Annotated in this window: 33 protein-coding genes; 5 read left to right on the top strand and 28 right to left on the bottom strand. The window is 38.1% G+C overall.

Features of this window, described 5'->3' with window-relative positions; genetic code table 11:
• Positions 1-76: 76 nt before the first annotated feature.
• The 5 genes from BMF77_RS24435 to BMF77_RS24455 form a co-directional block, all read right to left on the bottom strand.
• On the bottom strand, positions 77-514 hold the full coding sequence (locus BMF77_RS24435) for a type II toxin-antitoxin system death-on-curing family toxin (protein ID WP_148766507.1): 438 nt from the start codon (positions 512-514) through the stop codon (positions 77-79).
• Positions 511-732, bottom strand: coding sequence for an AbrB/MazE/SpoVT family DNA-binding domain-containing protein (locus BMF77_RS24440; RefSeq protein WP_148766509.1), 222 nt, complete (start codon positions 730-732; stop codon positions 511-513). Before BMF77_RS24440 ends, BMF77_RS24435 begins: the two co-directional genes overlap by 4 nt.
• Before the next feature lie 89 nt (positions 733-821).
• Positions 822-2,048: a restriction endonuclease subunit S gene (locus BMF77_RS24445; protein WP_148766510.1), complete on the bottom strand. Its 1,227-nt coding sequence runs from the start codon at positions 2,046-2,048 to the stop codon at positions 822-824.
• Positions 2,045-4,732, bottom strand: coding sequence for a type I restriction-modification system subunit M (locus BMF77_RS24450; RefSeq protein ID WP_148766512.1), 2,688 nt, complete (start codon positions 4,730-4,732; stop codon positions 2,045-2,047). The genes BMF77_RS24445 and BMF77_RS24450 overlap by 4 nt, the downstream gene beginning before the upstream one ends.
• 567 nt (positions 4,733-5,299) lie before the next feature.
• Positions 5,300-5,596, bottom strand: coding sequence for an HNH endonuclease signature motif containing protein (locus BMF77_RS24455; RefSeq protein WP_148766514.1), 297 nt, complete (start codon positions 5,594-5,596; stop codon positions 5,300-5,302).
• A 393-nt stretch (positions 5,597-5,989) separates the two neighbouring features.
• Between BMF77_RS24455 and BMF77_RS24460 the strand changes: the two genes are divergently transcribed.
• Complete coding sequence (locus BMF77_RS24460) at positions 5,990-6,943, top strand: nucleotidyl transferase AbiEii/AbiGii toxin family protein (protein ID WP_148762621.1); 954 nt, start codon at positions 5,990-5,992, stop codon at positions 6,941-6,943.
• 86 nt (positions 6,944-7,029) lie between these two features.
• On the opposite strand, the gene BMF77_RS24465 is transcribed toward BMF77_RS24460, so the two are convergent.
• From BMF77_RS24465 to BMF77_RS24475, 3 genes are read right to left on the bottom strand one after another with little or no spacing between them, the layout of a single operon-like run.
• Positions 7,030-7,530, bottom strand: coding sequence for a hypothetical protein (locus BMF77_RS24465; RefSeq protein ID WP_148762619.1), 501 nt, complete (start codon positions 7,528-7,530; stop codon positions 7,030-7,032).
• A 33-nt stretch (positions 7,531-7,563) separates the two neighbouring features.
• Positions 7,564-8,475 carry a ParB/RepB/Spo0J family partition protein gene (locus tag BMF77_RS24470; RefSeq protein WP_148766516.1) on the bottom strand — a complete coding sequence of 304 codons (912 nt, stop codon included), beginning with the start codon at positions 8,473-8,475 and terminating at the stop codon, positions 7,564-7,566.
• Positions 8,475-9,224: a ParA family protein gene (locus tag BMF77_RS24475; RefSeq protein ID WP_148766518.1), complete on the bottom strand. Its 750-nt coding sequence runs from the start codon at positions 9,222-9,224 to the stop codon at positions 8,475-8,477. The genes BMF77_RS24470 and BMF77_RS24475 overlap by 1 nt, the downstream gene beginning before the upstream one ends.
• 231 nt (positions 9,225-9,455) lie before the next feature.
• On the opposite strand from BMF77_RS24475, the gene ade reads away from it, so the two are divergent.
• Both ade and BMF77_RS24485 read left to right on the top strand, forming a co-directional pair.
• Entirely contained in the window at positions 9,456-11,081 is a 1,626-nt protein-coding gene (gene ade / locus BMF77_RS24480; protein ID WP_148766520.1) for an adenine deaminase, read from the top strand.
• Positions 11,082-11,223: 142 nt separating this feature from the next.
• Positions 11,224-12,054, top strand: coding sequence for a PAS domain-containing protein (locus BMF77_RS24485; RefSeq protein WP_148766522.1), 831 nt, complete (start codon positions 11,224-11,226; stop codon positions 12,052-12,054).
• A 214-nt stretch (positions 12,055-12,268) separates the two neighbouring features.
• On the opposite strand, the gene BMF77_RS24490 is transcribed toward BMF77_RS24485, so the two are convergent.
• From BMF77_RS24490 to BMF77_RS24570, 17 genes are all read right to left on the bottom strand, one after another.
• The gene (locus BMF77_RS24490; protein WP_053541462.1) at positions 12,269-12,676 is read right to left on the bottom strand and encodes a HEPN domain-containing protein; all 408 of its coding nucleotides are present in this window, start codon (positions 12,674-12,676) and stop codon (positions 12,269-12,271) included.
• Positions 12,673-12,993, bottom strand: coding sequence for a nucleotidyltransferase family protein (locus BMF77_RS24495; RefSeq protein ID WP_148766524.1), 321 nt, complete (start codon positions 12,991-12,993; stop codon positions 12,673-12,675). Before BMF77_RS24495 ends, BMF77_RS24490 begins: the two co-directional genes overlap by 4 nt.
• A gap of 101 nt (positions 12,994-13,094) precedes the next feature.
• Positions 13,095-13,370 (bottom strand): hypothetical protein, encoded by a 276-nt coding sequence (locus tag BMF77_RS24500; protein ID WP_148766526.1) that lies wholly within the window; start codon positions 13,368-13,370, stop codon positions 13,095-13,097.
• A 210-nt stretch (positions 13,371-13,580) separates the two neighbouring features.
• Entirely contained in the window at positions 13,581-13,856 is a 276-nt protein-coding gene (locus BMF77_RS24505; protein ID WP_148766528.1) for a hypothetical protein, read from the bottom strand.
• 89 nt (positions 13,857-13,945) lie between these two features.
• The gene (locus tag BMF77_RS24510; protein ID WP_148766530.1) at positions 13,946-14,224 is read right to left on the bottom strand and encodes a hypothetical protein; all 279 of its coding nucleotides are present in this window, start codon (positions 14,222-14,224) and stop codon (positions 13,946-13,948) included.
• Positions 14,217-14,411 carry a hypothetical protein gene (locus tag BMF77_RS27495; RefSeq protein ID WP_210422259.1) on the bottom strand — a complete coding sequence of 65 codons (195 nt, stop codon included), beginning with the start codon at positions 14,409-14,411 and terminating at the stop codon, positions 14,217-14,219. The genes BMF77_RS24510 and BMF77_RS27495 overlap by 8 nt, the downstream gene beginning before the upstream one ends.
• 79 nt (positions 14,412-14,490) lie before the next feature.
• Entirely contained in the window at positions 14,491-15,189 is a 699-nt protein-coding gene (locus BMF77_RS24515) for a 3'-5' exonuclease (protein WP_148766532.1), read from the bottom strand.
• Positions 15,190-15,352: 163 nt separating this feature from the next.
• The gene (locus tag BMF77_RS28315; RefSeq protein ID WP_246863021.1) at positions 15,353-16,354 is read right to left on the bottom strand and encodes a DUF5895 domain-containing protein; all 1,002 of its coding nucleotides are present in this window, start codon (positions 16,352-16,354) and stop codon (positions 15,353-15,355) included.
• A 159-nt stretch (positions 16,355-16,513) separates the two neighbouring features.
• Complete coding sequence (locus tag BMF77_RS24525) at positions 16,514-16,969, bottom strand: hypothetical protein (protein ID WP_148766534.1); 456 nt, start codon at positions 16,967-16,969, stop codon at positions 16,514-16,516.
• A 143-nt stretch (positions 16,970-17,112) separates the two neighbouring features.
• Positions 17,113-17,565: a hypothetical protein gene (locus tag BMF77_RS24530; protein WP_246863022.1), complete on the bottom strand. Its 453-nt coding sequence runs from the start codon at positions 17,563-17,565 to the stop codon at positions 17,113-17,115.
• A gap of 63 nt (positions 17,566-17,628) precedes the next feature.
• The gene (locus BMF77_RS24535) at positions 17,629-17,868 is read right to left on the bottom strand and encodes a hypothetical protein (protein ID WP_015081630.1); all 240 of its coding nucleotides are present in this window, start codon (positions 17,866-17,868) and stop codon (positions 17,629-17,631) included.
• 4 nt (positions 17,869-17,872) lie between these two features.
• Complete coding sequence (locus BMF77_RS24540; RefSeq protein ID WP_041458691.1) at positions 17,873-18,121, bottom strand: hypothetical protein; 249 nt, start codon at positions 18,119-18,121, stop codon at positions 17,873-17,875.
• On the bottom strand, positions 18,102-18,440 hold the full coding sequence (locus BMF77_RS24545; RefSeq protein WP_148766538.1) for a hypothetical protein: 339 nt from the start codon (positions 18,438-18,440) through the stop codon (positions 18,102-18,104). Before BMF77_RS24545 ends, BMF77_RS24540 begins: the two co-directional genes overlap by 20 nt.
• 40 nt (positions 18,441-18,480) lie before the next feature.
• Positions 18,481-18,963, bottom strand: coding sequence for an SLOG family protein (locus BMF77_RS24550; protein WP_148766540.1), 483 nt, complete (start codon positions 18,961-18,963; stop codon positions 18,481-18,483).
• A gap of 201 nt (positions 18,964-19,164) precedes the next feature.
• The gene (locus BMF77_RS24555; RefSeq protein WP_148766542.1) at positions 19,165-19,452 is read right to left on the bottom strand and encodes a hypothetical protein; all 288 of its coding nucleotides are present in this window, start codon (positions 19,450-19,452) and stop codon (positions 19,165-19,167) included.
• 333 nt (positions 19,453-19,785) lie between these two features.
• Complete coding sequence (locus tag BMF77_RS24565) at positions 19,786-22,773, bottom strand: Tn3 family transposase (protein WP_148762638.1); 2,988 nt, start codon at positions 22,771-22,773, stop codon at positions 19,786-19,788.
• 261 nt (positions 22,774-23,034) lie between these two features.
• Positions 23,035-23,943: a tyrosine-type recombinase/integrase gene (locus BMF77_RS24570; protein ID WP_148762640.1), complete on the bottom strand. Its 909-nt coding sequence runs from the start codon at positions 23,941-23,943 to the stop codon at positions 23,035-23,037.
• 77 nt (positions 23,944-24,020) lie between these two features.
• Here BMF77_RS24570 and BMF77_RS24575 point away from each other — a divergent pair, with 77 nt between their 5' ends.
• Together BMF77_RS24575 and BMF77_RS24580 are read left to right on the top strand one after the other, a co-directional pair.
• Positions 24,021-24,479 carry a helix-turn-helix domain-containing protein gene (locus BMF77_RS24575; protein WP_148762642.1) on the top strand — a complete coding sequence of 153 codons (459 nt, stop codon included), beginning with the start codon at positions 24,021-24,023 and terminating at the stop codon, positions 24,477-24,479.
• A 196-nt stretch (positions 24,480-24,675) separates the two neighbouring features.
• The gene (locus tag BMF77_RS24580; RefSeq protein WP_246863023.1) at positions 24,676-25,116 is read left to right on the top strand and encodes a DUF4351 domain-containing protein; all 441 of its coding nucleotides are present in this window, start codon (positions 24,676-24,678) and stop codon (positions 25,114-25,116) included.
• Between the two features lie 145 nt (positions 25,117-25,261).
• Here BMF77_RS24580 and BMF77_RS24585 read toward each other — a convergent pair whose 3' ends face one another.
• The 3 genes from BMF77_RS24585 to BMF77_RS24595 all read right to left on the bottom strand — a co-directional run bounded on the left by BMF77_RS24585 (position 25,262) and on the right by BMF77_RS24595 (position 26,243).
• Positions 25,262-25,555 (bottom strand): fertility inhibition FinO-like protein, encoded by a 294-nt coding sequence (locus BMF77_RS24585; RefSeq protein ID WP_148766546.1) that lies wholly within the window; start codon positions 25,553-25,555, stop codon positions 25,262-25,264.
• Between the two features lie 102 nt (positions 25,556-25,657).
• Positions 25,658-26,029, bottom strand: a complete 372-nt coding sequence (locus BMF77_RS24590) for a type II toxin-antitoxin system VapC family toxin (RefSeq protein WP_148766548.1) — start codon at positions 26,027-26,029, stop codon at positions 25,658-25,660.
• On the bottom strand, positions 26,016-26,243 hold the full coding sequence (locus BMF77_RS24595) for a hypothetical protein (protein WP_148766551.1): 228 nt from the start codon (positions 26,241-26,243) through the stop codon (positions 26,016-26,018). Before BMF77_RS24595 ends, BMF77_RS24590 begins: the two co-directional genes overlap by 14 nt.
• Positions 26,244-26,334: the final 91 nt, after the last annotated feature.

Raw genomic sequence — 26,334 nt, forward strand, 5'->3', positions numbered from 1 at the left:
TTTATAGCTTTAATCGGATGCTCCATCCGTTTACATCCGATTTTCATCCGTTTACATCCGATTTTCATCCGTTTAATTAGGCATCGGTATTTTCTGAAAAGTTATTAGGGAGATATGGCTGGCTATGGATTTGTAGCCAATCTGCGAGGTTTTGCATTTCGATGTCTTGGCTTTGCTGGCTGGCGGCGAGTTGCCAAAAGTAACGGGCGGCTTCAATTTCTGAGGCGATTAATTCAATGCCATTTAGGGCGAGAAAGGTATAGACGGCGATGAGGGCGATGCGTTTGTTGCCATCAATAAAGCAATGATTTTTGATTAGTCCATAGCCATAGGCGGCGGCGAGTTGGTAGAGGGTTGCGGTTTGCTCGCTGTAATAGTAGAGATTTTGTGGTTTGTGGAGGGTTGAGTCTAGTGCGCCTGTGTTGAGGATGCCAAGCACTCCGCCTGATTCGGCAAGGATTTCGCCATGAATTGCGATGATTTCCTTTTCGTTGAGCCAGTATGGTTCTGTCATTTGGCGAGGTCGATCAGGGCGTTACGATATTTTTTGATGCCGCGCCTTGCAATTTCCATTTTTTTAGCAAAGTCTGGATCGAAGGCGGTGATTTCGTATCCGTTGGGGGTTTTGGTCAAATAAATATTGTCACCGTCGTCAATATTCAGGTTAGCGGCGATTTCTTTGGGAATAATGACGCTGAGGGAGTTACCGCGTTTTTTGACGTTGAGTAGCATGATGGCTGTCTCTCAAGGTTTGATTTTGTTTAATGCTAACACTTGTTACCACAAATGTTGCAACGTTTAGTTCTGATAATTTTTAGATGTTAGTTTGCTGCTGCTTTTTGGTTGAGGAGGTTGGTAACGCGGACTTTGCCTGTTAGGAGGTCTTGCATAAGTCCAGTTTTTTGATGTTGAAGTTTATCTAACCCACTTTTAAGATTTGATATTGAATCATCAAATTGCGTCAGTATTTTAGAAATAATCTTTTGTTCTGATGGTTTAGGTAGTGAAATTTTTAAAGGGTGTATATCATTACGATTTAATGAGGGAGAGCCTGATTTAGTTCCAAATCGTTCAAGCTCTAAATATGAAAATAGATAATAAATATATTTTTCATTATTACCAAAGAAATTAGTTACATACAGGCTTGTATCGTGCGCCCAAAAGTCTACATCAAGATAATAGACATTTCCTATAGAACCTTTTCTTCCCACAACAACATTAGGACTGTCTGATGTACTAATGTTATGAAATCCAATAACTCCAGATGATGCAATAACTGGATATTCTCCAGCTATAAATTCAACTTCTCTAATATCATGACCACGTTGTAAAGAGGCTATTTTTCCAATTGTTTCAACATTCCACTCCACAGGAATACGCCCGATCGCAGAATCTTTAAACTCATGAGTGGCTTCACTGCGGATATTGCCATTTTCATCAATGCCTTTGGTGAGCAAGTCCTGTATTAGTCCCGTTTTGATGCGCTGCTGCTTGGCGATGATGGCTTCAGTTTGGGCGATTGCGAGATCGATCGTAGACAAAACCTCAGCAATTTTTTCCTGTTCTTTTTTATCACTAGCAAATAATACTTCTTCTTCTTTATACTGCTCAAGTTTGAAGTTAATTATTCCTGTTGTTTGCTGTTGATATTTAAGTACAAGCCCAGTTTGATATAAGTAGTGCAGCAAGAAAAAAATATACTTTGCACAATAAAGGTTATTTATTTTTGCAATTTCTATAAAATTTGATGCACTTCCGATAAAGTCTTCTTCACAATAAACAACTCTTCCTGCTGGCTGAGAAGGGCTACCACCAGATTTTTCTATAAGAATTGTTTCTTTGTTAACTAATCTGCGGGATAGGTAACTTGAATCGATTTTTCTATAAGCAAGATCAGAATAATCAATTTTTCCTTTGTTTGTAAAATTAGTAGATCTTAAAACAGGAGTATCAATTTCTGAATTTCCTTCACTTCCCCATTCTCCTGCTATGGTGTACTCAAAGAAATCACGTATCTTTGCAGTGATAAAACTATCTATTTTAGTCACGCTAAATACCCCAACTTACTCAAAAATTCATTTAACTCCGCCAAAGTCTCCTCACGCTCTGCCTCTAACTCCTGACTCGCAACCGCATACTTATCCCAAAGATTTTCAACTACTGCAATCAGCGATCGCTTTGCCCCATTCAAATAGCGAGTTAACTGCTCCCGCACCCAATCATAGAGCTTCTGCAAAATCAAAACCTTCGCTTCCTCTGTTGTTAATTGACCGCCGATTTTCTCTAACAAATCATCAACCCGCAACAACCGAGCTTCTAACACTGATTTATCTTTAGTCAAAGCCGCTAACTTGCGCTTATCATTTCTATCGTCAGGATTCAGCGCCGCCATGTCCGTTGTCACTTGGGCAATCAGTTGCAAAGTTTCCGCCTGAAACTCATCAGCCCCAAGCCGCTTTAACCGTAACTTTAAATCTAGTTCCGATTGTTTATCTTTTACCTCATCCTTTAAATCCTTGATCTGCTTTTCAAGAGTTGTAATCGCCTCAAGTTCCACCTTATATATCGCCAACTCCCGCGCCGCCGAATCACCTTTAACACCCTTAAAATCATCCATCAAAGCCTTTAACACCTTCTTAATTGAAGCCGCTGTTACCTTCTCATCCTCATCTGGCTCATAACTCGCCACCTCCTGCGCCGTCTCAACCGCCTCACTCAGTTCACCCTGTAACCCACTGATGCGCCCCTCAAGATCCTCAATTGCCCTCACCTCAGCATCAAAAAATTCCGCAATCAAATACTCATCAGGAATTAGCGTATGATGCCAACCCGTATTAATAATTGTTTTCAAGTCATAGCGAATCTGTTGCCACCAATTGACAAACACCCCCGCTGACTGAAACTCATCCAACACACCCAAACCAATCAGCTTCTCTTTTAAACCCGTCAGCAACTCCCGCCGCACCTCTGGCATTTTCTTACTTTCACCCAGATCATTAGACAACATCGCAAAATCATCCCGCGCCACTTCCCACCAACTTTCTAGGGCAGCATAGTGATCGGCGATCGTGCTTTGCAGATTTGCATCCGCTTCCAAAGTCGTCTTAATCGCAGACTTCGCGGTAATCTCTGAATCAAAAGCCAAATAACTCTCACGCAACGGCTGAAACAACGTCTCAGACTGCACCCTAAACTTCGCAAAATCAGGCGATCGCGCTGCAATCTCACGCTCAGGAATCCCACCTAACAAATGCGCCGTCACATCTTCGGGTTCAGGTTCGGGCGTATTGTCCACATAGCGGCGAATATTCAGATTGTAATCATGCTGCTCCACAATCTCCTGTTTACTCACCAAACGGCTATATTTGTGATATTCCTTCTTGTGGGTAAACACAAAATCAATTTTTTCAATATCTTCAGGACGTAACTTATTCTGAGCCTTACCTTCAGCATATTCGCGATCGGCATTCACAAATAAAATCTTGTCCCTAAACTCATCGGGCTTACTCTTATTCACCACCAGCACACAGGCAGGAATCCCCGTTCCATAAAACAACCCTGACGGTAAACTAATAATCGCCTCAATCACATCATTCTCGATCAACGCCTCCCGAATCAGCTTTTCTTTCCCCCCACGAAATAACACCCCGTGAGGCATAACCGTCGCCATGTGACCATCAGGTTTCAGACTAGCGATCATGTGCTGCACAAACATCAAATCTGCTTTCTTGCCCGACTCAGGACAAAACTCCCAAAAGCGATTAGCAAACTTCAAACTAGCGCGGCTGTAGTTCTGCGAAAAAGGAGGATTAGCCAATACGCGATCGAATTTCCGAATCTGACCGTTATCCAGAATTAGCGGATCTTCCAAAGTATCGCCATTCTCAATCGTGAAACGGCTGATGTTATGCAAAATCATATTCATATTGCAGATCGACCACACCTTACCATTAGACTCCTGCCCATACATCGCCAAATTATTCGGGTCTTGTCCCTGTTCCTCCACATATTGATAAGACTGAATCAAAAAACCACCCGCACCCACCGTCGGATCGTAAATCGTATTTCCTGCCTCTGGCTTCACCAACTGCACCAATAGACGCACCACCTCCGACGGTGTATAAAACTCTCCCCCTTTTTTTCCCGCACTATCCGCAAAAAACTTAATCAGATACTCATAGGCAGCCCCCAACAAATCGGGAAACTCAAAGTTATCGTTAACCAGCACAAACTTAGGCTGATTAAAGTGATCGAGCAAATCCTTCCACTTCTGATCGGGAATCTTGGTTTTGCCATTAGTCACATTGAAATCAATATTATTTTTCAGCACCCCCACCAAGGCATCATTCGCATCTTCAATCGCGGCGATCGCCTTATTCAGCATATTGCCAATATCTTGCTTGAGATGCTTCAGTGGCGGCACTTGATTACCATCTTCATCCACCCAAGCCTCATGCCAACGTGCGCGGGGCGGAATAAAAAACGTCTCGCCATAGGATGTTTTATCTTCCAGTAACTCCGCCAACAGTTCAGGCTCATTAGCCAGATGAGCATAGGTCGTTTTCTTAATCTCCTCCCGCTTACAATCAAACTCATCCGATAAGCGCTTAATAAACAACAGCCCAAAGATAAACTCCTTGAAATCCGAAGCATCCATCTTGCCCCGCAAAATATCGGCTGACTTCAGCAGAAAATTTTCTAATTGACTGAGGGTAATTTTCTCTTGCTGCAAGGTTATTCGTCCAATCCCTAAAAAATTTACAAGACCACATCTGACAAGCTACACAAACATAGCCTTGAAATCAATGCCAGTTACCAATACTATTGCCAATTTTCCCAAATATGTCTGAAACCCAATAAAATCGTAACGATATCAATAGGGTTTCAGGGTTTTGGCAATAGTATTGAATTATGCGATCGCTTTCACAGAATAGCCGAAATTTGCATATCAACAACAGATGAAAGTTTAATTTGCATAATTAGGTATTGAGTTGGAGTCAAGCCGGGATAAGGGTAAAATAGTCCACGATGTAAATAAATATTTCAGAAGGCGAACAAGAAGCAGTAAAAGCTACAGCTTCTGCGATCCAAAATATGTCACAGTGGTGGAGATAAAAAACAACTTCGCGATGAATGCGATAACATTGTACACGAAAGTGCCATTTCGTGTAACTTGAGGGAAGTGAGCGCGTTACTAGGGGCAATTTTTGTAGATTTTCCAGGCAATAGCCTACGGCGGTTACGGCGGGTACTTTGCGCGATCGCTCTAAAGTTCCTACTAGCTAATCCCCAATAAAACTTAACAATTTTCAAACCCCGACAGATCAAACAGCGACAATTGCCCCAGAGAAACATTACCCTTACCACCGCGATGATAACTAAGATGACATTTTGGACATAAAGCTACTAGATTTTCGGGTCTATTGTCTGAGGGGTCACGATTCCAATGGTGAACTTGTAGATCGTATGCACGGGGTTTAGTAGTGTGAGGTTTCTCACCGGGACGTAAGCAAACACGCCCACATTTTTGACAACGCCAACCTGATTTTTCCTTGATGGATTTAGCTAATTGTTTCCAATATTTTGGATATACCATGATAGCTATTGAATCTTAATATCAGTGTTTCACTATTATTATATAATAACATTTTTGCTGATAAATGTACCAATAAATTACTATCCTTTCCTATTATTAGGATTTTATTGATGTTTTTGATAAATAGATATATGGGGTATAATTGCAATATTGCTTTAATTGACACTTATGACAAATAATTATTATTTATCAAGGCGAAGCCTGAGTCCTTCTTCAATTTTCTTCCTATTCCCTGGTTCAAAATCCTCAACTCCAGTAAGTAGGTGAACAAAATAAAAATGAGGGGTATTGCGTTTTGTAAAATGGCTGAAACTCAATCAGAATATCGCATTGAGACAAATTTACATACTGTTACATACCTTTAAATTTTCCTGTTCACCTACTTATATCCCAATGTTAATTAAACCTCAAATTAAAACTCCAGAGAAATTACCGTTTTTAGAAAAATTATGTTGGCAAAGAGAAGATATAGAAAATCTTACTCCTTTAGAAATGCTGAGAATATATGAACGAGGGTGGCATTACCGGGGAGTTTTAGGCAACTTGAGCCATACAGAAGCCTTATTTGTGCAACAGTTAGCTGAATATTATCATTCATGGTTAGGAGCAAAAATGTTTGAGAGGGAATTTCATCAAAAAATTTTAATTGTTCTTAATCAATTAAAGGCTAATTTTTTATTAGAGTGTGGCGCGTATTTTGGCGGTGGGACTCTGGTTAGTTTAAATCATGGGGAATATAGATTAAGCAAGGATATAGATTTTCTCTGTTCCACTGGTACTGGCTACCGATTACTGCGCCAAAAAATAGCTGAAAATCAATATAATGCCCTTTTTAACACTCGAAATAATCTCAACCTACCCGGAGAAATTAAAGCTGACCAGTACGGAGTAAGATTTGCTATTATAGTTGATGAAACTCTGATTAAATTTGAGATAATTATGGAAGGACGGATTGAATTGGGAGCAGCAGATTATCCCAGTTGGTCGCCTGTCCCATGCTTAAATCAAATTGATAGTTTTGCGGAAAAACTTTTAGCTAATTCTGACAGATGGAATGATTCCTCGGTAGAGTCGAGAGATTTAATTGATTTGGCTATGCAAAGGCTCAATTCTCCCATTCCTCAAGCAGCTATTGAGAAGGCAGAATCAGCTTATCCTGTAATTGAACCTTTAAAAAAAGCGATCGCCTTTTTCCAAAATCACCCTAATTATCGAGACAAATGTTTTACGGCTTTGAGAATTGCCGAACCTAGTAAAATTATTGATGGTATTGATTTAATGGCGGCTGATTTTAATTTAAACAAGACAACTAGAAGATTTAGCGAATCTCAACAAGACTGGGAATGACAATTAATCGCTTTTCTTCGCGGCAAACACAAACAAATCTACTCTTTTCTAAGAAAATTATGTGACATAGGTGCTACAGTCATAATTCATTGAGGATTTTCCCACAAAGTTGAAGCCACAGAGATATCATATCTTTGTCCTGTTTCTGTAATTTGAAAGTCCAGAATAAAATATTTATTATCAGAGAAATGCTGATGTTTCCTAGCAATTAGTTCATCAATCATTTGTGTAATCGCCTGTTGAGTTTCTGCATCCTGATTTGATAACTGTTGTTCCAAGAAAGTATCAAGTGTTGTTTTTTGTTGAGATTCAGGCATCACCGCCGCATTCCAGGCTATCACAGCCAAACTAAATAATGATTTACGTCGTTTTGATGTGTGTACATTATCTAAGTACGGAGCAACGAACTGTTGGAGAATTTCTGACATTTTTGGAGCGCCCTTGGGTTCTATCGGTATATTTGCAGCCAATTCCCCAAATACACCCCCTTGCATCTTTTCTCTAAGTGCTTCGAGATTTTTATGTTTCTCTTGGGAACTCTGTTTTTGTTTCATCAACTCATTAAAATCCTTAGACTTTCTCGCCATAATGTATCTCCTGTTTTGATTATTTCTGGGGTTCTATTCTAACAATTGTTCTAAATCACCCAACAATTTCTCTAGCTTCTTGGTTTTCTTCACATCTTCCCACACCTGGGCATTCTTCAACCTTTTACCAAGCTCGGAATATTTAGCATTCAATGTCTCTTTTGGTGTAGTTTTCCCTGGGGTTAATTCCTTTACTAACTGCTTAATCTCACTTAAAGATAGATTTTCATTAAGAACTTTATCCAGTAGTTCCCTACGTTCACCGTCATCTTTGAGTTTAGCGATCACCCTAGCTTTGGTGTATTCTAGTTGACCCTGCCGCAATATTTCCAATACATCATCGGGTAAATTCAATAATGGTAAACGACTGGTACGGAAACTTTCAGCACTGAATCTACCAACACCCTGTAACACCGATTCCACAATTTCCAGTTGACGGGAAACGTTTTCCGTCAGTTCTAAGTTACGTTTTTTGGCGTTGGCAACTTGATTGAGAATTGATATAACTTCAGCAGAACTTACATCAAGTTCAATACAGAGTAATTCTAGAATCCCCTCGGTTTCTTCAATGGGGTTGAGGTCTTCCCGTTGCAGGTTTTCCAGTAAAGCGATTTGCAGGGTTTGATGATCTGATAATTCTTTACTAATAATCGGCACTTCTATTAACCCCGCTGCTTTGGCCGCCCTGAGTCGGCGTTCACCAGCGACTAACTCATATTCATCATTAACAGCACGCACCAATAAAGGTTGTAAAATCCCGTGTTCTTTAACTGACTGCACCAATTGACTGAGTTTCTCCGGGTCAAAATACCGTCGGGGTTGTTGAGAAGGTAAACGAATTTTATCAATATTAACGGTGGCAGTTGGTGATTCTGATTCCACATCCATACTCAGCAAATCTTCCACACCACGCATTTTCGGGATTTCTAAAGTTTTCTTGACCATTACAGTTTCTCCATCCCCTGGGCTATCTTTTTCAGAACTGCGATCGCTGGATGTTTGGGGTCATATACAGCCAATGGTTGACTATTCATTACTGCATCCGCAAAGGCTGTGGCACGGGGTATCTTCGGATAAACTTTGGCTAGTGGTGATAACTGCTGTTCCAAAGCCTCCAAAATCACTTTGTCTTGGTTGGCGTTTACGTACAAGGTTGGCACAAATCCGGCGATCGCTAATTTCGGATTGATATGTTTCTTCACCTGTTTGATGCTATCCAATAATAACTCCGTTCCCTTGAACGCTTTGTAATGAGTCTGAACTGGCACTAAAACATGAGTAGCAGCACAGAGTCCGAGAATACTGAGGATACCTAAAGAGGGAGGACAATCAATCAAAATGAAATCGTAGTTATTTAAAATGGGTTCTAAAGCTTGTTTGAGTCGTAGTTCCCTGGCCATAACCGCAGAGAGTTGTAATTCTACCGCACTGAGGGTAATATTAGCCGGGGCTAAATCCATACCGTGCAAATTATGGTGAATTGGTAATTTAGTCTCTGGTGTGAGCAGTGAGTCAGCAACGATTTTTTCAAGTTCATGGGGTTCAAGTCCCATAAAAGTTGTCAGGGATGCCTGGGGGTCAGTATCCACCAGTAAAACTTTATGTTTGCGGGAAAGATGATAACCCAAATTCATCGTCAGACTGGTTTTCATCACCCCACCGGCTTGATTGAAAATGGCTATAATTTTAGTCACAGTAGTTGCAGTACTTGGTTTACAGGTAATCGTCAGGAGTCAGGAGTCAGGAGTTAGGAGTTAGGAGTCAGGGGTCAGAGTAAAACCTTTTTGTGGATGGAATTTCATTATCAATTAATGTCCTAACCACCTTGGCGGTTGCTATAAATCAATGAAAATCTCAGTTACTCTAATTAAAACATTTTTCTGTAATTTAAAGTCTATCTACGGTTGTTATTTAACAGTAAAATCATGAAAAACTTGGCACTTGCCGGCAATATAGTAGATGTTCTCCACCGCACCATTTTTCCCGGTACTATCTATATTCAGGATGGACAGATTCAAACCATAGTTCAGGACCAGGGGCAATACTCACAGTACATTCTTCCTGGTTTTATTGATGCTCATGTTCATATCGAAAGCTCGATGCTTGTACCCACTGAATTCGCCCGATTAGCGACGGTGCATGGTACGGTGGCAACTGTCTCTGACCCCCACGAAATCGCCAATGTATTGAGTTTGGCAGGTGTAGAATTCATGATAGATAATGCCGCCCAGACTCCCTTCAAAATAGCCTTTGGTTTTCCTGCCTGTGTCCCCGCCACCGAGTTTGAAACTGCCGGGGCAAAACTGACGGTAAACGATTTCCGTCAACTGTTAAAACATAATGTTTCCTATTTAAGTGAGGTCATGAATGTACCGGGGGTATTGGCAGACAGTCCAGAAATGATGGACAAAATTCACCTAGCGCAAAGTTTGGGACTACCCATTGATGGCCACGCACCGGGGTTAGTGGGTACGGGGTTACGTAAATATGCTGCTCAAATTACCACTGATCATGAATGTTCCACACTGAACGAAGCTTTAGAGAAATTAGCGCTGGGAATGAAAATTCAGATCCGGGAGGGTTCAGCAGCTAAAAACTTTGATGCCTTGCACAGTTTGATTGACTCCCATGCAGCACATTGTATGTTTTGTAGCGATGATAAACACCCTGATGATTTAGTTAATGGTCATATAAATCTACTGGTGAAACGGGCTGTGGCATTAGGTCACGATGTGATGAATGTCCTGCAAATTGCCTGTGTCAACCCCGTACAACATTACAATTTGGATGTGGGATTACTACAAATTGGTGATAGTGCAGATTTGATTGTTGTTGATAATTTACAAGATTTCACGGTGTTGAATACTTATTGTCAGGGTGTTTTAACAGCCAAATCAGGATCAGCATTATTACCATCAGTTCCTATTACACCCATCAATAAATTTATCACTAATCAAAAACAAGTCACAGACTTTGCAATTCCAGCCAAGGGTTCAACAGTCAGAGTAATCACCGTTACCGATGGACAATTAATTACAGGGGACAAGTGTGTACCAGCACATATTGAAAACGGTGAGGTTATAGCTGATCTAGAGCAGGATATCCTGAAAATCACGGTTGTTAATCGGTATCAAGACAAACCGCCGTCGGTGGCATTAGTACAGAATTTTGGATTGAAACGGGGGGCGATAGCATCGAGTGTGGCGCATGATTCCCATAACATTGTGGCAGTGGGGACAAGCGATGCGGAAATCTGTGCAGCGGTAAATGCCCTGATTCAGTGTCACGGGGGTATTGCAGTAGCAGAAAACAATGTAGTTCATGTATTACCTTTAGCTGTGGCAGGGTTGATGAGTGATGGCGATGGTTATGAGGTTGCCAAAAAATATGCAGAACTTAATGCTGGGGCAAAAAGATTAGGATCAAAACTGACTGCACCATTCATGACTCTTTCTTTTATGGCATTGTTGGTGATGCCAGACTTAAAACTGAGTGACCAAGGGTTATTTAGTGGTAAAGAGTTCCGGTTTGTGTCGTTATGGAGTGATTAGGTTTTAACTTGGCAAAAATCAATATTTTCATGGAGTATAATCACTGGTTTTGATAATATATTCAAAATTAAATTTATACCCAAATATATGATAATTTAAAATATTAAGAATAAAATGGATAATAAATTTTTAAATTAAAATTATGAATCCAGACCAAGAGGCATATCAAATAGACTTTATAGAAGCCATGCCAGGGTTTATTTCAATTATTGACTTAAATCTGAGATATCTTGCTGTTAATAAAAAACTAGCTGAGTTAATGAACTTAGATAAAGAATCTTTTAAGGGAATGTCTGTAGGCAGTAGATGTCATGAACAAAGACAAGAAATCCAGAAATTGGTAGATGCTCCAGTGGGTACAGAAATAAATTGGGGGTATTATGATCATGATACTTGTTTGTTAGTTTCTTCTAAGAGAGAAAATAATTTTATCATCAACCAAGCGATTGATATTAGTAATAGAAAACAGCTAGAAGAAAAACTTAAAGCCTCAAATGAAAGAAATAGAATTTTACTCAAAGCCATTCCTGAAACTATCAAATCAGGGACTGGAAAACGCTCTACTGATGAGTTAGAATTTCTTGTTAAATCCTTAACTCAAAATCCCATTATTGACAGACAATCAATTGAGGCATTAATTAGATTAGAAGTTCAGGTTATGGAAAACTCTAGTAAAATGCAACAAATAGAAAAAATGCTGTTCTGGGATGATTCCTCGTTGATGGGTAGAATCAAGGCATTAGAAGTTTATCAACGAACCGATGATGAGAACTGGCAAGAATTTGAGGATAACAAAGATAAAATAGAGGATTTATCGAGAATTTCTACTATGATTACCAACATTCCCGGTGGTTTGAAATCTTGGTTTATTATGTTTATAATATTCCAAATGCTAGGAATTTTCGTCATAGATGTAGGTGTTAGATTGTTTAATTTGGAAACCTTGATACCGATTGAAAGAAAAAATCAATAACTCAAACCAGTTTTTTGATCTCATAAGGCAATAAACCACATCTACTTTAAAACCCATAGTTTTTTCTTAATCGGGTTTTATTCCCAAATCCTATGCTCTTCTCTGTTCCCGTATCATTATTAATTCCTCACCTTTAATTATGTTGTTTAAAAATCAACAAACCGAACTATTACCTATTACCACAGTTATCTACAGAAATCTTAGTACCATAAGGTTAGTTAACCTCCATCCAAGACTTTAAATACTGTGTAATTTCATCCACAAAATTCTGCGCTCTCTCAAATAAAGCCATTGCTGACTCCATATCTGGTTCTAACATTTCTCCATAATCACTTGCTTGTCGTTCATCAAATGCTCGATGAAAACTCCGCGATAACTCCTTAGAAAAAATTCCCGTCTTCACAAACTCACGATCAAAAAAACTAACTATTCCACTATGTTTAGAACTGCCTAAACCTTTAGTTGCTAAAAGACCCAGTGCCGCATAAAACATTGCATAATAAGAGCGATTGATAGTACCACGAAAAGCTGATTGATTGAGTAAAATCTTTGCTTCTCTTAAAGTTTCTTCACTTTCAGATAAACGGTACTCAATTAATAACTTTAGTTGCTGATTTATCATACAATAATACCCTCTTGTAACACCTTAGACAGTAAGGGACTAGCTCCCATAGCTCCCCTTTCTACCTGTGCTTCTGTAACTACAAAGGTGGAAATAACTAGATCATATTTAAAACCTACTTCCCACGCCAAATCGCTAATTTTTTCTCGACATGATCTATCTAATTCAGTAATTTTAATAAACACATCTAAATCTGATTCTTCTGTAGCATCACCTCTCGCTCTTGAACCAAATACCCGTAAATCCAAAATGGGAATTATCGCTTCTAGTCGAGAGCGAAACTCTGAAACAATTTTTCGATCACTATCCTGTATCATTTCTATTCCTCTAAAGAAAAACCAATCTTTACTAACTGTTCCTTAATCTTTCTATTTAAATAATAAAGCAATTCATATTTGTTTAGAACCGGGAATTTAATTTAAGTTCTAAATCTTGAGCATAACAAAAAATCTCTCTCCTGCGCTTCTGCTTGATGCTCTTTAACCAGTGGTTCTCCTTCCCATCCACCAATAACTTCCTCAAAAAAACCAGGAAACCAGCCCCTATTTTCAGGTGTAATTATAGGTGTATTTTCCGTGACATCTTCAAGAATAGATGTGATTTCTTCTTCTAAAGTCCGTTGATGACTTTGAGCAAGATATTTGAGTTTTTCAAGAACGATAGGATTAAGCTTTTGCAAAATAACTGGAGTCATAAAACCTGTAAAATAAAACCAACCTTAGCTAACTATATTTTAATCTCCTCATCCAATAATTGCATCTCTCGCACTCACCTAATATCATTGCACTCATTCTGTCCTCAAAGCTCTCCTCCAATGATCAGCAACCATCTTTAATAACGTAGTAATTAATACAATCATTATAGTTAAATGGAAAAGCCGGGATAAACCCAGCCTATTTATTATTTAATTGCGATAGATATCACCTTCTGGGATAAACTCATCATCAACGGGGGAATTACCATTAATAGTGAAAGTCTCTGCTGGTTTGGATTTATCAAGCAGTTTTCTGTATTCTTTCCTGACAGCTTCCCGACATTTATCTTGGAGAAGTTGAGTACAAGTATCCTCGTCTTCTCCTTCTGATATGGATGCCCAGATAGAACAACCTAATGAAGCACTATTAAAGTCGCCTAAATTAAACTTTCTTTCATAGCTTACTGCGATAGTTTTGATGAACATTTTCACCTCTTTTATTTGATGAATCACCCCCAATAAGCGATAGCATTAAAAAAGTCAGCAATACCAATATAGGCATTGCCAACTAATTGTTAAAAATTGTCTGGATCATTCCAACCAGGAGGATTAAATACCCAAGTTGCTTTCAACATATTATTTTCCCCATAATCTCTAACAAGGTGATCACAGTTTCTCAGAGATTTAATCAAACAACTGTCAAAATCTGGAGTACAAGCGTTACCATCAAATATATAGAAATCAGGATGCGAGGAAAGACTAACTTCGGAAGCATATCGTTGTTCAATCCACGTAGGATGATTTTCATAAATTCTGATTTGGAATCCTTCGTAATGAACTATTATGTTATTCATGGGTGTCCTCGCAATTAATAAAAAACCACAACCTTGCAGCGATAGCCCCCAGAGATAACCTTTCTATAACGTCATCTTTGTTGACTTGGTTTTCAATATTGTCAGAGTACAAAAAGGTCAGCGATAGCGAAGCGCCAGTAATATCATTAGTTTTGGTTTCTAATTCGTTCAGGATATTTGGGTTCATAATCATTACAAAAAACAGCAAAATCCTGAAGTAATAACATTAAAAAAAGCCAGGAAATCCCTAACATTTTATGTTAGAATTATATTACTTCAACACCAAATTTCAGTGTTTTTACAAATTCATCAAACCGACATTCACGGAGTTTCTTAGTCCATAGTTTCCTGTCACCATCCCAATAAAATCCAGCAGTTTTAGCTAGTTCACGATTGTCATATCCAACCATTGCCTTGAACTCAATGATTGGTGAATTGGCTACAAATACCGCTTGATTAACTATTTGTGGTAATTGTTGTTTACGACGATTAAAACACTCCACCAATAACCGAACATCATCACCAGCACGGTGAACAGTGCTAATGCCAATACCCATCCACAAAGCTAAATCAGTGAGTTTATAACTGTCATTTTTAGTAGGATAACCCCAGTCAAAATCCTTCATGGCACATAACCAATTGAGGTTTGTATTCAATAATTTATCTACCAGGGGTGCATCAAATTCAGCGTTAAAAGCGATCGCATAATCAGCAGCATTAGGCATTTTATTGAGCGTTTCCACAAATATTTGTGCAATCCATCCAGGAGCATTCAAAGTCAACTCTGGACTAATACCATTAACGAACTCTGCGGGGTTTTCTGTTACTGGTAATACTGTGGAAATGCTACAAATTGCCCCGGTTTCTCGGACATTATCACTAACTTGATACAAAGTTGCTGCAATTTCACAAACCTTTGCATCATTGATATCTGTGGTTTCGGTGTCAATAATTAATAGTTTCATTTTGTTATCTGTTGTTTAAATAGTCACTTTTTATAGGCGATAGCACTACTTAAAAAAAAGACCCAAGGTTTCCCCTGAGTCCTTAATTATCATAAAGAATTGTTACTTTTAGATAAAGACCCAGGTTGCCCTGAGTCCTTAATTTTCCGTGAATACTTAATTACTATTGTTGACTGTCTGGTAATGCCAATTTAGTAGGTGCTGGTAACAAAGCTTTAACTGATTCATCAAAGCCTAAGCTAGTATCATACTTTTCCAACACCGCAGACATTTTAGTTCTTGTTCCCATAAACAAAGCTGGGAAATTTTCTTCATCGGGGTGAATGTAAGTCCCAACTTTGCAGCAGTAAGATTTCTGTCTAGCGTCACCTTCCTTAACACCTTTAAACTCCACGTCAACAACACACAATGAACGCCATCTATCATCTTTACCACTGGGTTTCTTGTTCAGCATTCTCGCAAATGTTAATTCAGCTTGAGAGTAATACTGTTCCAAAGCTTCTCGCAGACTCCATAAAGCTACATTCTTGAATCTGATTCTGATTGGTGTTTGATGCAGAAAATTGTTAGCATTATCCAGAAACATTATTAAATGCTCTGAGACTGCACTCATAAGTTTCTTGTCAATTTCTTCAGCATATTCGTCGTACCAACCAATCATTATTCCTTCTAATTCTGGGTTATCTTTCAGGTCAGTTTTATATCTCAAGTATGGACGAACATTACCCAAGATTATCATTCTAGCATTGGTCATAAATAATCCTCTCTCAACACCACCTGATAAATCCTTTTCAACTATTTCGGGAGTGCCGAACCATCCAGCTTTTGCTAAACTCTTTTCGGGAATGAATAAGCCAGCTATTTCGGCATTGATGACAATACCATAAGGAAATCTCTTAGGTCTTACACAATTAAACTCTTCTCCCATTAATGCAGGATCTATTTCAAATTCAGAACTAACATCTGGTTCTTGATTCATTTCATCAACTGTATCTTCAAGATTCTCCGTTACTTCATTAATTGTGTATTCAGGATTTCCGTTAACTTCATTAACTCCATTTTCAACATTATTCTCAGTCATGTTATTAACTCCAGCTTCAACATTATTCTCAGTCACTTCATTAACCCCATTTTGAACATTATTAGCGGTTCTTTTTCTAGTCATAATCAAAATTAAAAGACATTAACATCATTAAGTTTCATGGAAACCAACATCAAAAAGCGATAGCATTAGAGTTTTAATCCTCAACTAGCTATTAATTGTCACAAAAACCAACTTCTCCAACCAATAATTCAGAGACAAGATTTTCCTGTCTCCTAACTATTAGGTCAATAAATTCACCGATATATCCACCAAAGCATGACCACTATTATCAATCAATGTTTTCATGCGTTCTTCGAGTCCTGGTTTTCCCCGAACACCGGAAAAGTGATAATCAAAAAATTCACTTTGTTCCTCAAATTTCACTAAACTAATGGTGGTGATTACTCCACATAATTCCAATTCCGATTCAACTTGTTTTCTGTATTGTAACCAAGGATTTAAAGCATCTGTAGTCCCATTATTCAACAGTGCATAACACCAATTTCCTTGCATATCAAGAAACGTTATTTGCACCCAATTCTGTGCAGGTAAATGGGCAAATGGTTTACCAAATACTGGTGCAGATGCCCATAATATAATCATCTTTAAAGTAGACCCAATTTCACTCAGTTGATTACCAACTTCTAAGTAAATTTTACCTACTTTGCGATTGAAACGATATCTTCTTAATTCCATTGTGTTGCTTTGAAATCATCAACACTGGAAAGCGATAGCATTAAGTAATAGGACAAAAGTAATTACACAAAAATATGGTCTAAAATCCTTGATTGGTCAAGAATTTGTAAATAACCAATATGTAATTAATTCTATCCAGATACTTAATTGAGAAACACTGATAAATTGGGATCTAAAGACAATGTTGATTCCCGGTGTTCATGGTACTGTTTCTTGAGTGTGCTAATGCGGCGATCGCTCAATAATTTAGCCTGTTGTTTCTCCAATTCTTCAATAGCATCCCGGTGATTTGCAATCTGAAATTCAATATCTGCAATCTGTTCAGAATGTTTATTAGCTAATTCCCCAGTAATGCGTTGAATATCCTCGTCTAATCTGGCAAGTGTGGTATCTTCTTTATTAGTAGAAAACCGTTTCTTCAAGACTAAAACAATTCTGCCCTCCTTATTATGATAGACAACCTTATTTTTGGAAGTTTCCGCAAGTTTCAAGGCTTCAGCAATAGCATCGGGCATAATAACCTCAATTTCACGCTGAACTTCAATGGCAGTATTTCGTAGACTTAATAACAGGTCAAGTGATTTATGTTGAGTCATGATAAAATAGTTGCAAATACTAGCTGAGACTGGTGCTATCATCCACACCAGTCCCTTCATTTACTATTTAGTTACAGTTTCCTGTGCTAAAATTGATGCTAATGTGTCGGGGTCAAAATCTAACAAACCCTTGGCACTTTGTTGAAACAGTTTAAACTTTTGCAGGGCATAATCTGATTCAACAAATCCAGTTCTTTGCAGAAACTGTGAATAGTCCATTTTCCAGTAAGCACGGGATAAACTTTCTAGAAATTCATTCATTTCCTGAATACCAAAAACAACAACATCAAAAAGCGATAGCATTAGGTCATTTGATTTTCACTGGTACACCCCGACATAGTTTGTTATAGACAATCACCGCAGCGCGTTCTTTCTCAAACTTCTGTTCCCCAAATAAATGCCAACCCCCATCCGTTGATTCTTGTTTGGGAATATTCGCTAAAGTTCCTGTAGAGTAAATACCATCATTATTCCGTAACATTACAAAATGGACATTTTCCCTAATTTGTTGATAACGTAATATCAGAAAGTTTACATTAGTAGGTAATTTTGACATTTATTCCTCCGTTATATTGCATTGAATGTTGTTGAGATAATTCGTTAAAAACCCTACGAATATCAGAAATTCTCAGATTTTTGTAGTTGGTACTTCCAACTCCGCATCTTCTCCACACACCAATTTGCTGGAAATAAACGCAGAGATAATATCCATAGTCAGGCCATATCAATACCGGACATTTAAGACCTGTATAATATGGTTGGAATTGTTTGATGGGGTTGCCTAAATCTTTTAAACTACCCTTATTAACCAGCCAAAAATCGGCATCATCAAAGTTGTTTTTGACAATCCAATAAAAACAAGACTTATTTTCCAAAATGCTTCCCAAAACACAACGGAATCGGGAAGCGATAGCATTAAAATAAACTTAGTTGTTTGGGTTCAATTACTGCGGTTTCCAAAGTTTTAGGATTAAATTGAATGATTGGGAGATGGTGAGCGATCGCTATATTCACACTTAATGCAGCACCCCCAGTCAACCGATTATCATAGACAGCCAAACAAATATTAGAATGTTTGACCATCCACTGATTACGAGCTTGCATGACACCCGGTGTATATTCTGGATAAAGCACGATTTTATTTGATGCAGACTTCAGGAGTTCTTTGTATTTAAGTTTCTGTTGAAGAGTCCATAATCTGTCTTGGTTTTGACAGGGGATTACAGCAGTCCAATGAAGTTGTCGTTCAATTAAAACCTCAGCAGCTAATTGGTCAATACCTAAAGCCATCCCATTGAAAAACTCTGTTACTCCACGCTCTAAAGCCATATCAATCAATTGATTAATTCCATCTTTGATGTTAGTGATATCTCGGTGTCCAGTGAAAAATGCTTTCATAATACTGATGTAAAGAACACCAATAACAAGCGATAGCATTAGCGTGACGCAAGCCATTAGCAATAGAAAAGTCCCTAGATAAACTAGAGACTCGTGGGTTTATTCAATGTCAGTTAATTGTTGGTTTCAATCCTCAATCCTCAATCCTCGTTTCAATTCTCAACGAGAATTGTCACAAACATCAAACAAAAATCTTCCTAATCATTCTATATCATGTAATCCTTGAACTTCCTGAATAGATTTGATAGTATTGTCAAGAAATCTACTAATCAATTCAATCCTTACTTCATACGATATAGTAGGATTATTCAGATTCTCAACTTGGAACTTTGCCGATAACATATTATTGAGAGCTATTGCTAAATTTGTCTTCATTTCACTATCTCGTTGTTCGTATTCCTGAACCTCTAACTCCCAATCTTCCGGTTCATATTTTGTTACAGAAACGGGCATTCCATGAGCTTCATGATATTCAGTATATTCTGACATAATGATATTACAAAAACACCATCGTCAACAAGCGATAGCATTAAATAACCCCAATCTAATGGCTGGGGTTAATAACTATAAATTAATCATCTCTGAAAGAATTAAATAACGCTTTCTCAGCATCATTTCTACTTTCAATTTCACCCAATTTTGCTAATGCAGCATCTAAACTCTGATAAGTAGCACAACAATAGAGATGACGCTTTTCAAATATCCCATAATAGCCGGTGATACCTTGAGCTTTACCTGCTCTGGTGATATCTGTACACCACTTGGTATTGAGCCGAGATACGTGTAAAAACCTGCAAGATGGTCTGGAAACGCTTGCTGTGTCTACATTTCAAAGATTTCTGGAGGAAGATTAATCGCCGACTCCAAAGGTTGAGGAATATTATGTAAATTCACCACATAATCACCGTATCTTTTGATATGTCTTGTAATATAAGGACTCAAAGCAGCAAGGTATCGCATAGGAATCACCTCACCCTGTGACATCAACTTTTGAATCGCCAACGACATATCCACCGTATTTTGCAAAATCACCGCACTGGCCACCAAATCCAAATACTTTAACCGCTTTTCCTGCTCAATCGGATCATTCTCAGTAATCATCCCTTGCTTACCAAAAAATACCCAATCCAGAAAACCATTATACATCTCCACAACATTTGTTACCGCCGTAATTTCCCGTCTCAAAGTAACATTAGAAATATAATCCAGCAGAAACATAGTCCGCACCACCTTACCTAACTCTTGAAAAGCTTGATAAAGACGATTTTTGCGACTGTAGCTCCCCAACTTACGTAACAACGTCGAAGGCATCACCTTCCCAGCCTTAATTGACAGCACCACCCGCATCATGTCAGACCAATGAGTCTGAATTAAACTCCAATTCACCACACCCTTAAACAGTGGCTCAATATGCTGATAGCTCACATCCGTACCAGGACGCACAAAACTAAGATCCTGCCAATTACGGATACGTGGCATCAACTTAATACCCAGAAGATAGGAAATAGCAAACACAGGTCCAGACTGACCTTGAGTATCTGCGTGCAACGTATCCGGCTGAATATCCGAAAGATTTTTCAACAACCCATCCAAAATATAAACCGCTTCCCAAACCCCACAAGTGATGAAGTGAGTAAACAAAGCAATGTATTTATCCGAGACATGATGATAGGCAATACCACCATAACCACCGTAACGAATATGATACTCACTGTGTAAATTATTCTCGTATATCTCAAACTTACTGCCATCCGCTGCCACCTTTTTCCCTGTCCCCCAACAAGAAGGTAAAGTAAACCGATTATAAGCATTAATAACATCCCGAATTGCCGCTTCAATCTTGGCAGCACTAACATGACGACGGTTAGTATAAGAAATTTCATGGGCAGTCACCATACCCCCCGAATGACGAGCCATTTGATTAGGTCCAAGATTGCAACCGTAACCAAAAGTAGTAAAAATATAACGTTCCCCTGGGTCAGATATTTTGGCTTCACTTCCCGACATCAAACCAAAATGTCTAGTCCAATTTAACCAATGCTCAACATTGCACAATATATCTAAAATACTCCGTTCCGGCATCAGCGCCCGGATTTTCGACTCCAATAAATCCACCTCTGGGGGTTGAGTAAATGATGGTGGTTTCTTTAATACAGGGTCGCCCTCCTTATTAATTGTAAATTGTTTATCAACAGCACAAATATTATCTACTTTCTCAGCAACTTGTGTTAAACATAAGCGTAAATGTTCGACAAAATCCGTTGGATTAGCCGGAAAACCAATTAAGTTACAGTAATCTTTTATTAATGGTTCACACTCAACAGGACTTAATAATTGTTCGCGGAAATCCGCGTAGCTTTCCGACCCCACAACACAGGCATCTCCCGTTTTAAATTCAGTCGCCAAATTGTAAAAGATGCAAATTTCTAATTGCTGACGTACCAAAACCTCGGTGTCATCAATTTCGGCGACGACTAGCGCCCGCCAGTTATTACTAATAAAATCCAAATTGATATCAAAAGGCAAATATTTAGAACGTTTGTGTTCATGATCTAACACAAATTGCAAAGCTGCAATCACTGATTCATCCGCAGAAGTAGAGAGAATATCTAGAGAACGCACTAAACTAAACAGTGCTTTGCGGTTGGCAGCATAAAACCGCCACATTAATGGTAAATAGTTATTGGTATTGTACGCCGCAATTTCATCTAATTTTTGTATCAGCAATTCTGCCCCACCATGTTCATCCAAAATTGACTGCACCTGTTCTCCAAATACAGCATTATCCTTGGTTTCCTTGGCTTGTTTGGATGCTTGTAATACTTGTCCCAATGTTGCTAACAACTCTGATGTTTCTGTCAGATGTTTATCCCGGAGTTCCTGCAATCGCAGTTTGGCATTATTTTGAATCTTCAAAATACGTTTAATAAACATCTCAACCAGATAATCACGAGTTTTTACCTGTGCTTCGTACAATAGACATAATAGCAATGTCCGCCGTTTGGGTAAATTAATATCTTGAAATTCTGTGATATCTAAAGTTCTAGCATAAGCAGCAAAATGTCTAACTTTGGTAGGAGTAATATTTTGTAGTAATCGCTTGGCATCTCCAAAAGTCATGAGCATATCAAACTTGTTTTGCAGGAGTTTCATCCCATTTAGTTTGGCACTTTTAGGTGGCGATTTTAATAAATTCAGGGTGGCATTTTCATTATCCTCCTCCTTGTCTATCACCACGAGCAATTGGTCTAAATAAATTTGTTCGGTAGTTGAAAGTCCTTGAGAACAAAGTGTAAATAACCGATTATTGACCATTGACCGAATGTGGCGAATTAATCGGTCAAGGGTGCTAAATGCTGGTAATTCGTATCGTTCTTTCACTAATTCCTCAATTGCCACATTGATTAAATCAGCAGGGTGGTCTTTAATTTGGGCTGCTTCTGCAACTAATGTGGCTATTAATCTTTGACCTGTTTTATCATATTGTTTGACTCCTAAATACTCCCGAATAATATTTTTATAGGTATGACGTTGGCGTTCGGAGGGTATTGCTTTTACTGAGTCTTGTAACTTTAAACACGACCGTAAATGTTTAATTACCGCAATTGGGATCTGTTCAGGATGAGGGAAATATCCTAGACGTTGAAAGGATTTCAACATCACCATTAACCGTAGCAATCCTTCATGGTTCTTGGTTTTAGACTTGACAAACTTGATTTCTGTAGGTGTTGGAGTGTAAAGTTCTGCCAGTTCTTTGGGGTCAGGAAATTGTTTAAATTTGGGATAAGCGGTACGGTCAATTGATGTCATTCAAGTAATATTTAAAACATATAATAATCTAGTGGAAATTTTGAAAATATACTGTTTCAACAAGGCTTTAATCTGAAAACCCGTTTATAAATCAAATACGAGTCTTATATAATACTAAGATTACTCAAAATGGTTTTATCCCTCACTCCCCTACCAAAGAGTATTTTATATTCTTTTGGGTAGAAATTGACAATGCCGATAAAAATGTTGTTTTTTCGCTCAAAAAGTTGTCAATAATTATGAATGTTATGGTGACTCAGTTCAGCTTTGTAGTTCTGGATTAATCAGCATATTTAAGGCGTGACGGGCGGCTGATTCGGCTTTTTGGGAGGTAACTTTCTGGTAGCGTAATGTGGTTTGAATGCTTTCATGTCCCATGAGTGAACGTAATTCTTCTATGCTGATTAATCCTACTCGTTCTGTAGCATAAGTATGGCGTAAATCATGAATGCGTACCCCGGTTAATTCGGGATTGGTATTGGTAATTTCTCGCCAATAATCATGCAATGTATGATAGCTAATTCTACTGACTTTGAGGGTAACTGGATGTTGTGCTGTAAACAATGCGTTGATATTTTTATGTCGTGTGTGTTGGAAATATTTATTTAGTGATTGGGCGGCATCATTGCTATAAAAGCACCACCTTTGTTTGTTGCCTTTTCCCAATACCTGAAATTTCTGATTTTTGATATCTAGGTCTGATAAATTCAGTGCTAAAAGCTCTCCTATTCTACATCCTGTGCGATGCAATAGATGAATTATTGCTGATAGTCGCAAGTCATCTTTGGTTGCTGTATAGAGGATATTTAGCTGGTCTGGTGTTAGATATCTTATGAGAGTATCGCTTTTATGTTCGCCTTTTTCTCGTTGTGGGGGACGCTGTTTTAATCCCTGAATTGGGTTGATTTTTATATACTCTTGTTGGACGGCGAAGTTAAATAGACTTTGCAGTATTGCTTGATGCTTATGGTGGGTTGTGTATTTTAAATGTGAGAGGCTATCTAGATACTCTATTAATGTTTGCTTACTGATTATTTCGATTAGCCAACTTCCATATTCTGCTAGGAAGTTTAAGAGGGTTAGTTCGTAGGTTTTAATGGTACTGGGTGCTAGTCCAGTCCGTTCTAAAAATTTGACGGCAACGGTGGCTAATGTGACAGCTTGCTTCACGGAAATTTGTGTGTTTTTAGCAAGGTTATTTATTCCTAAATTATATATCTTTTAGGGAGAAATATTGGCAGTGTTTTATGGATACTTTTAAAACTCCAAAACCTGGAGAATCTCTGTCCGACTATGTTTTGCGGATGAGAAAGGAACTCAATTTAACTCAGTTTGAGGTGGCGAATGCGGCTGGTGTTCATTCTCGCTCTGTGGGGAAGATTGAACGGGGATTGACAAGGAAACTTAGCCATAAAACTCTTGGCGGTCTTGCTTTGGCTTTGTCTGTGCCTGTTGAGTATTTGCAGGCTGTTGTCAGGGGAGAAGAGGTTCTGGTAATGGCAGCGATTAAGTTTTGCCCCCAATGTTGGAATCCTGGTGGCGTTGTGGATTCAATGTGGGGAAATGTTCGGGCTAGGTTTTGTTATCTATGCGGTACGCAATTACGGTCTAGTTGTGCTAATTGTGGTGAGTTGGTGGTGTCGTTGAGGTATAAGTTTTGTCCTCTGTGTGGAAAACCTTATAAGGATGGGGGGAAAAATTGTTGAAAGCTAGACACAGTAGGCATTTCCAGACCATCTTGCAGGTTTTTACACGTATCTCGGCTCAATACCTTATTATTATGATATTGGTGGAGGTGAAACTTTAGTTAAATTCCCCATTGTTAAACTTTTTGATTATCAATCCCGTTTAGATGAGTTAGAATCTAATAATAACCCATTTGCTATCATCACAATTGCTCACTTGAAAACAAAAGCCACAATTAGTAACCTGACAGAACGGGAGCAGTGGAAGTGGATATTAATTAGAGGATTGTACGAGCGGGGGTTAACCAAAGAACAGATAGTTAAGCTATTCAAGATCATTGATACAATGATGACTTTAAGCAAGCACTTACAAGCAGCATTAATTATTAAAATTAAAAACTTAGAGGAGGAAAGAAAAATGCCTTTAATTAGTCCAACAGAACAAATGGCGATGGAACGGGGTGAAGAACGAGGAATACAGCAAGGTGGAGAAAGGTTAATTATACGACTACTTAATCGGCGGTTTGGTGTAATTCCAGCTTCTCTAACTGAAAAAATACATCAATTATCCATTGAACAATTGGAATTATTGGGGGAAGCACTTTTTGATTTTTCTACTATAACTAATTTAGACCAATGGTTAGAGAATAGAACATAGATTATAAATTGTGGGATTGAGATTAATCAATCCCAATTCACCCATCAAAAGCAATGCCTTCTCTAGAAGACGCTAACAGAAAAACAGGCATATTATTGATATAATCTGGATACTAATATTTTAGCTACTTTTCATCTATTATTGTCTAAGTTGTAACTTCAGAGGATGGCTTTGGCTTTTTCTCAAAAGTCTGGACATTAGGTTCTAATAACACAAAACCGTTATTAGTTGCCTCTCCCATTTTCCCAGCAATAGCACCGACCCACTGAGGATAATTGGCTTGTGCATCAGTCAATTTCTTCCAAACTTTAGGTTTAACCGTGACGCTAATTATCCTTCCATCGCAGTCAATCTCAAATTGTTGCCAACCATTTTCTACAGTTTTAACTTCTGGCAGTTCGTTGATTTTGATAGTTAGTTCTAATTTTCCTTCAATCATAAATACATCCTCTATAAATTAGCTGAATTAATTAATCCACACTTTTTACAAAAAAAGGGAATAGGGAACAGGGAACAAATAAAAAACTGTGATGGAATTATCTCAATCATTTGATTTCAACTTATTCGCTAATTTTTTATCTAATGTTACTAACTCAATTTGATGATACTTAGCTGTAGCCGCAATAATAGAATCTGGTAATTTTGTTTTATGGGTATATCTAAAATTAATAGTTTCGTCCTCAATTTCTGATGTAATTGCTAAATAGGTCATCTGATTTAATAAAGATTTAATCGCTTCTTTTTCCATAGAACTTATAGAAGGAAAACTCAGTAACTCCATCCGAGTTATAGCACTATAAGCACATTCATTAACTTTAATCAGCTTATCTTTTAGCAGATTTAAAATTATTAAATCACGTTGAAACAACCCAATTAAAATACTTGTATCTAACAGATACTTAAGTCCATTCATCACGTAATACTTTTTGTAACTCTAAGGGGTCTTGATTTTTAAATACAGGAAACTCAGGTAAATCATTAACTATATTTACCAATAATTGAGATGATTGTTTTTGTCGTTCTACTAATAACATTTTTTTGATAACTTCTTGGACAACCATTTCCATATTAGGCAACTCTAAAAGTTGTTTTCCTAACTCATCAGGTAACTCTATCACAACTTGCATAAGTTTTATTCTCCTAAAATGATAGCTCAATTCCCAATTCTTTACAGAATAAACTGATTTTAACATCAGTTACTTTACTTTGTTGCTAATC

The sequence above is a fragment of the Dolichospermum sp. UHCC 0315A genome (assembly GCF_008121535.1).
GTDB classification, from domain to species: Bacteria; Cyanobacteriota; Cyanobacteriia; order Cyanobacteriales; family Nostocaceae; genus Dolichospermum; species Dolichospermum lemmermannii.